A 6,911-nucleotide genomic window follows, 5' to 3' on the forward strand; every position below is an offset into this window, starting at 1 on the left:
TAAATCAGGATGAAACTGAACAAAAAAGCCTGAAAAATTTTCTTGAACAGAACTTTTCTTTTCATGTAGATACATCCGGAGATTTTTTAAACGGTGTAAAAAAAGCCTCTGCTTTCAATTACGATGCAATTATTTCGAATGCAGAACTTTTTAGTGATGATGCCATTTTAAACATAAAAAAATTGCGAAATCAGGGATTGTTTTACCCCTTTATCGCGACATATTCTGAAGAATCCGATGATATTTTGAAAACTCAAAAAGATATTGCTGATTTCTGGATCAATAATGAAAACGATAATGAATCAATGTATAATAAATTTTATAAATTTGTTGAAAAATCCACAGAAATCTCAAAATCAGCAAAACAAGACCGTGGAATTCATGATATTCTTCCGCTTGTCTGGAATAAAACACCTGTCGGCCTTATAATTATTAATTCAAAAACCAGGGATATTCTTGGATTTAATCTGGCGTTTATTGAGATTTTTGGGATAGAAAATCCTCAAAATATAAGATTTAATGACCTTTTTAAGGATCCAAATATTACTGACAGTCTTATAAATACTATAGAATTCGGAGAAAACCAAAGAATTGAGGCTGATTATGATTTCGATAAAATTAAAAAATCAAAAATCTATAGCACATCAAAAAAAGGGAAGGCAAACCTTGAATTAATTCTTATACCTTTGAATGACAAAGATGCCAATATTTTAATCCATGTTAATGATATAACAAATCTTAAGAAAGCAGAAAGCAGGATTCTTTTAGTCAACAAAGAATTAAGTTTTCTAACCGGAATCACCCGGCATGATGTTATTAATCAGGTTTCTGCTGTTAAACTTTATGCAGAACTTTTGTGTTATAGTCAAAGCGATGATGATAAGGCTTTTGGCTACTTAAAGGCGATTGAGGACTGTACCGGGAATATTGAAAGGCTTGTTAATTTTTCAAAAGATTATGAAAACCTGGGAAAATTTGATAACTCCTGGCAGGATTTAAAAAATATGGTTCTTCTTTCTGTTTCAGATGTATTAAAGCCTGATATAAATCTCAGAATCGAAACTGGAAACTGTGAGATATTTACAGATGATATGATGAAATTTGTCTTTTCCAGTTTGTCTGAAAATTCTGTCAGGCATGGAGAAAATGTCTCTTTAATTTCTGTAAAATTCAGAGAAGATGGAGATTTTGGTGCTATATCATTTGAGGATAATGGGGTTGGAGTTGCAAAAGAGGATAAAGAGAGGATATTTATGAAAGGTGTTGGTAAAAATACCGGTTATGGCCTCTTTTTTGTTAAAGAGATTCTTGAATTTATGGGTTATTCAATAATTGAGATTGGTTGTTTTGGAAAGGGAGCACGGTTTGAAATAAAAGTTCCTGCCGAAAAATGGCGTTATTTTTGAAATTCTAAATTCATACCCAGTCTGTGAGATTTGTCTGATCATAAGGGATAACTGAAGATGTTTTTCTAACAACAAGATTCATCTCATCAGCATAATTTGCAATAGCCTTTGTTGTTTCATTCCAGGTAATTAAAGGAACATCTGAGTCAAATCCTCTTTTAAAGTAGTAAAATATCGGATTGTCCAAAGTGCTGTCCGGGTGTTCGCCATAGATTAAAGCATGTTTATGGCCAGTGAACAGTTCTATCAGTGCAGGTTTTTGTTTTGGCCCTGCAAGGTTTAGATTTTCTTTTGTTGAATACTGAATAATAGGGCTTGGATTTTTGTTCTCCTTATCAAGCCTGAAAAATATTTTTCCTCCCTTTTTTCCTCCTACAAGCGGACATTTAATGAACGGATTGATTTCAGACAGTCCTGTATGTGAGTTGCTGTCAATATCAATACAGGCAATTGTATAACCGTCATTTGTCGGGTAGTTCATGCCAAGTGAGATGCTGATTGTTCTTTCATCCATATTTTCCAGTGAATGAGAATCCCAGAAATTATTGATTGCAAGTATTCTTTTTGGTGAAGGAACATGAAATGAGTCGCTGACATTTTTTCCAAAAAAGCGTCTGTCATAAATTCTTAAAAGCTCTTCTTTTGAAGGAGGATTTTTCTTATATATGCCTTTTTTTGATATTATCCCAAGCGGAGCTTTTGACTTTGGCTGGCAGGGTATTGGAATTATTCCGTTTTTCCTGCACCATGATACAACTTCACCGGCATTTTTTGGTTTGTAGGGAGTGTATTCGCATCCGGGCATAGACTTAAATTACAAAATGAGTTTTAAAGGTTATAAAATGTGGCGGGGATTTTGGAATTTATCTGACATACTACACGAAATGTAGTTAAATCTGAAACAATGAAGTATGTTATATATGTGTAAAAATTCCTGGTTCCAGAAAGGTTACTTGGGATTTGAAAGTTTTTAATCTTAAAGATGGAGATCAAAATTGCATTTGATTTCAGATACTTTAAGTTTCACATGGTTATTCCGTAGATTATCATTTTTAATAATCTAGTTCCATATAAGTGATATTGGATATTTAAATTAATTTTTAGTTATAATAATAAAATAAGAATCTTTATCGTTCATCCCGCTAACAACAAAAATTGTGATAAAAGATTCCCATATTGAACTTTTTTTTCCTGTGATTCATCAATATTGGATGGATTCTGGGTTATTGGGCTTTTATTCTCTTGCAGAAAAAGCGCTGGGGGATCATCCTGAAATAAAACTTAATGCTGATGATTCCGGTGTATACATTAGTGGAACTAATAATCATCTGGAAATCTTTCTTAGGGATGTTTACGATTTACTTCTAGATACTTATTACAATACTTCAAATCCCAAACAGATGGCAGAAAAAACCGGTTTTTATTATGACTCAGAAAAAGACACCTTTGTGCGTTTCCCAAAAGTAAAATCCATGGGAATTGCAGAGGTAATATTTAGTAAAGCACCACGGCCCACTGGCGATTATGATACATATGTTAAAGGAGGAAGAAAAAATCAGCTTCCTGAAAAATATGAGTACTTACAGAATCGTCTTGACACATTTCTGAAAGAAAATAACCTCAAAGCCGATGGTGCAACCTTCCTAATAAATGGGAGAAATGCCTATCAGCCAAAAGTAACGATAGCCACAACTCCAAAAAAGGCTAAGACAACCTGTTATCTCTGTGGTCGTCCGACACACTCTGCTTCAGAAGTGTCCGGAACTGTTTTTCCCCTGATTACAAGTTCTGCCGGAATTAAATCATTCAATTCAGAATGTGAAAAACCTTTTTCTGTATGCTGGATGTGTGACTATATAGGAAAATTTGTACCTGTTTCCGGCTATTACTCTGTGAATGATGACAATACATATATGTTCCTTGTTTATTCACAAAGTTTTAGTAAAATGACTGAAATTATCCCATCTTTTGAAGCAGCAAAAAAATACGATGAAAACAGGTTCAGAAATTTTGAAGAACACCTGGGAGTTTATTTCCAAAAACCATACGAACAATTTCTCTCATTTATGTACACAGTCTACCAGACAACATGCACTACCAGTAAAGTTGGATCAGATGAAGCTGAGATTGACTTTGAAGCCATGTATGATCTGAATATTTCTAAAGCACCTGTAAGTTACTATATTCTCCAGTTACAAAAACTTGGGCAGTCATATATTGGAAAAATGGTCTGGAATTTTACTGAAGCAGTTTATCTTTTCCGTTTATTCTCTGCTTTTTCTGGAAAAAAAATTAAACTTGAAAAAGTAATGCAGACTCTGATAGACGACGATCAAAAGGATAAATCCAAAACCATTATCAGAAATAGAATTTGCGAACGTATCCTAAAAAAACAGCATATTGTTGATATTACAGAATCATTTGTATATCACATCAGCAAATCCGAGAAAAAATTTATCAAGCCTGTATTTGATTTTGTTGAAACTTACGAACACATTCTTTATGAAGATGATATCATGAAACAAGAATTAATTGACACTGCAGTCAGCCTTGGAAAAACCATTGGACTGACAGTTGGAAAACAGGGTAAAAAGGGCAAAGGAGATTTGTTCCGTCTTAGAAAAACAAGAAAACCAGAAGATTTTCTCAATGAGATTAATCGTATTCAATTGAGATATGGCATTTCAGTTACAGCTGACATCTACAACAAAGGTGAGAATTTCGATGCAAATTTTATGGAATTTAAGCAATTTTGTATGATTGCAGCACTGAACTCATTTAATGCAAAGACTAATGAAAACCAGACAAAAGGAGAATAAATTATGACTGATATAAAAAAGGCGAAATCACTTACAATTTCTTATCTCACCCCCGTATCGCTTGCATCCCTAAACGGATCAGATAAAGAAGCAGACAACATATCTAGCATAAAAAAAATTGCAATCGGAACTGAAGAATATCCATATGTTTCCTCACAGGCAATTCGCCGTGCCCTTAGAAACCAGCTTGAAGTTTTAGGATGGGATCTCTCAGAAGGGGCAGTTGCAGAGATAAAAAAAGGTGCTGCAACTACTGAACAGAAACCTGAGAAATATATTGACGATGACCTTTTTGGGTACATGGGTACTGAAACAGGTGAATCAAAGGGGAAGGGGAAATCCACAAAACGTACTTCAGTAGTTCGTGTATGCTCATTAATATCACTTGATCCATACCAGGGAGATTTGGACTTCGGAACAAATTACATGGGAACAAAAGCAGGAGGAGATCCCAACATATTTGAAACTGAAATTCACTCAGGAATGTATCGGGGAACTATTCTTATTGAACTTGACAGAGTTGGATGCGGAGATGGATTTGGTGAAGAGCTATCCAAGGCTGAAAAGGCAAAAAGGGTAATCGCACTTTTACAGGCGCTTAAAAACCTATGGGGATCAGGCAGGCAGAGCAGATTCCTTGCAGACATATCTCCTAAGTTTGTAGCTGGGGCAATTATGACTACAAAAAATCCAATATTCCTAGAATGCCTTCAGGTAAAAAATGGTTCAGTTGATTCAAAACTTCTTGAACAAGTCACTGTTGACTACTCAAGAGAGATTATTGAAGCAGTTTTTGGAGAACGTAAAGGTTTGTTTAAAGAAGAATATGCAAATGCAAAAACCATTGGAGAAGCATTTGATAAACTTGAAACGCTGGTTAACAAATACTACGCATGAGGTAAAAGCATGTACTGCTTTTATGTAAAAGGAAATGGGGTAACAGCATCATTCCGTGTTCCGGAAACACATACACTCCATCAAACCCTGCCTCTTCCATCCAGAACAACAATTATTGGCCTTATGGGAGCAGCTCTTGGCTTTTCATTAAAAGGGGCCCATGAATTTGCAGAAAAAAATAAGATTCAAGTTTCTGTATCTGGAACCCATGCAGGAATTATGAAAGATCTTTGGAATTACCGTAAGGTAACTACAAAAGAATTTTCTGCAGATAAAATGAAAAACAGACCTCATTATAGTGTTCTCACTCGTGAGTATCTGGTTTATCCGTCTTTTACGTTTGTTTATGCCGCAGAGAAGAAGGACTCTGTTGAGAAAATACGTGAGGCTTTCCAAAATCCCGTATATGCTCTTTCTGCAGGGAACAGTGATGATCTTTTAAAGATAACAGAATTGTCACGCATTGAAGAAATCCTACCAACGAAACTTAATAATTTTGAAAATACTGTTCTTCCAGGAGATATGTCCTCACAATGTGAATATGATGTAAAGTCACTTCTTCAGGATAAACCTATTACTTATTCACTGAGAATGCCGGAAGTCTATTCTCTTCCAACTGGATTTGAATTTGAGGGAGAAATACGTACTGGAATAAATACTCTTTCGTTTACGTTTATAAGTAGTCCTGTTACTCTAACAGAATCAATTGATGGATACGTTATTGACGAAAAAAATTTTGTTTTCTATTAATGACAGAATATCTTGCAAAACCTGATCAGACCTATGACGAACATATTTATGCAGCGTACAAGGCTTGGAAAGAGATTACAGCGGCAAAATGTCATCTCATTGATGATATGGCAGATGCTCTACAAATCTCTTCTGAACGATTTTTACAAAGCTCCCTTTTAATTGTAGTTCTGCATGATATAGGAAAAATGTGTATCCCTTTTCAGAACATGATGAATACTATAAATGCCGGTGGAATAATAGACTTTCACGATAATTACCGGCATGAAGTGGCATCTTTTCCATATGTTTCTATCTATTCAAATTCATTAGAATTAATTACTCAAAGACCTCTTTGTCAGCTAAAAGGAATTGAAGCTCTTGTGGTTTTAGGACACCATAAATCGCTTACAGGTGATTTGAACTCTTTTTCACGAGAAGCAGAAAAAAACATAAACGGTCAGGAACTTGAATGGAGTTCTGGAGGGATTGAACATGCTCTGTCTGTTGCAGCGGATATTTTTTCAAAAGAAGGATATGATTTCCCTGATGTCTCTTTAAAGGAGTATAAATCTCCCTATGGAAACACATCGGGTTACATTCGTAATATTTTTGGATTAATCTACAAACGGATTTCCTGTAAAGAATCCACCCGTATGGCTTTTGCTCTTTTGAAAGCAATTCTCTATTATTCGGACTGGTATGGATCAGCAGGTGAATCAATCTCAGATTTTCCTCAAATGACTGCAGAACTTCTTAAACAGCATCTCAGGGAAAGATGTGAAGAACAAAATAAAACATTCTCTGGTTTTACAGAATTTCAAAAAAGATGTTTGAACTGCAATACAAATCTGATTGCAATTGCTCCGACAGGAAGCGGGAAAACCGAAGCATCCATATTATGGGCACAGAATGGATTTACTTCCAAAAAAAAATTAATCTACCTTCTCCCTACCATGGTTACTGCAAACAGCCTTTTTTTAAGGCTTGAAAACTATTTTTCAGGACAAAAAACAGGGCTTACTCACTCAACAGCTGTTTTATTCAAAGAGTCTGAACT

Annotated in this window: 6 protein-coding genes; 5 read left to right on the forward strand and 1 reads right to left on the reverse strand. The window is 35.0% G+C overall.

Annotation, left to right across the window (positions count from 1 at the left end):
• A partial coding sequence (locus ACTB1O_RS06545) for a sensor histidine kinase (RefSeq protein WP_462994334.1) occupies positions 1-1,406 on the forward strand: 1,406 nt, incomplete at its 5' end.
• Between the two features lie 10 nt (positions 1,407-1,416).
• On the opposite strand, the gene ACTB1O_RS06550 is transcribed toward ACTB1O_RS06545, so the two are convergent.
• Complete coding sequence (locus tag ACTB1O_RS06550) at positions 1,417-2,211, reverse strand: hypothetical protein (protein WP_462994335.1); 795 nt, start codon at positions 2,209-2,211, stop codon at positions 1,417-1,419.
• A gap of 406 nt (positions 2,212-2,617) precedes the next feature.
• On the opposite strand from ACTB1O_RS06550, the gene ACTB1O_RS06555 reads away from it, so the two are divergent.
• The 4 genes from ACTB1O_RS06555 to ACTB1O_RS06570 all read left to right on the forward strand — a co-directional run.
• Positions 2,618-4,225: a hypothetical protein gene (locus ACTB1O_RS06555; RefSeq protein ID WP_462994336.1), complete on the forward strand. Its 1,608-nt coding sequence runs from the start codon at positions 2,618-2,620 to the stop codon at positions 4,223-4,225.
• A 3-nt stretch (positions 4,226-4,228) separates the two neighbouring features.
• Positions 4,229-5,122 (forward strand): type I-B CRISPR-associated protein Cas7/Cst2/DevR, encoded by an 894-nt coding sequence (gene cas7i, locus ACTB1O_RS06560; protein WP_462994337.1) that lies wholly within the window; start codon positions 4,229-4,231, stop codon positions 5,120-5,122.
• Between the two features lie 9 nt (positions 5,123-5,131).
• Entirely contained in the window at positions 5,132-5,872 is a 741-nt protein-coding gene (gene cas5, locus ACTB1O_RS06565; RefSeq protein WP_462994338.1) for a CRISPR-associated protein Cas5, read from the forward strand.
• Positions 5,872-6,911, forward strand: a 1,040-nt coding sequence (locus tag ACTB1O_RS06570; RefSeq protein WP_462994339.1) for a CRISPR-associated endonuclease Cas3'', incomplete at its 3' end; no start/stop codon positions are given. The genes cas5 and ACTB1O_RS06570, both read left to right, overlap by 1 nt.

This window comes from Methanomicrobium sp. (assembly GCF_055145805.1).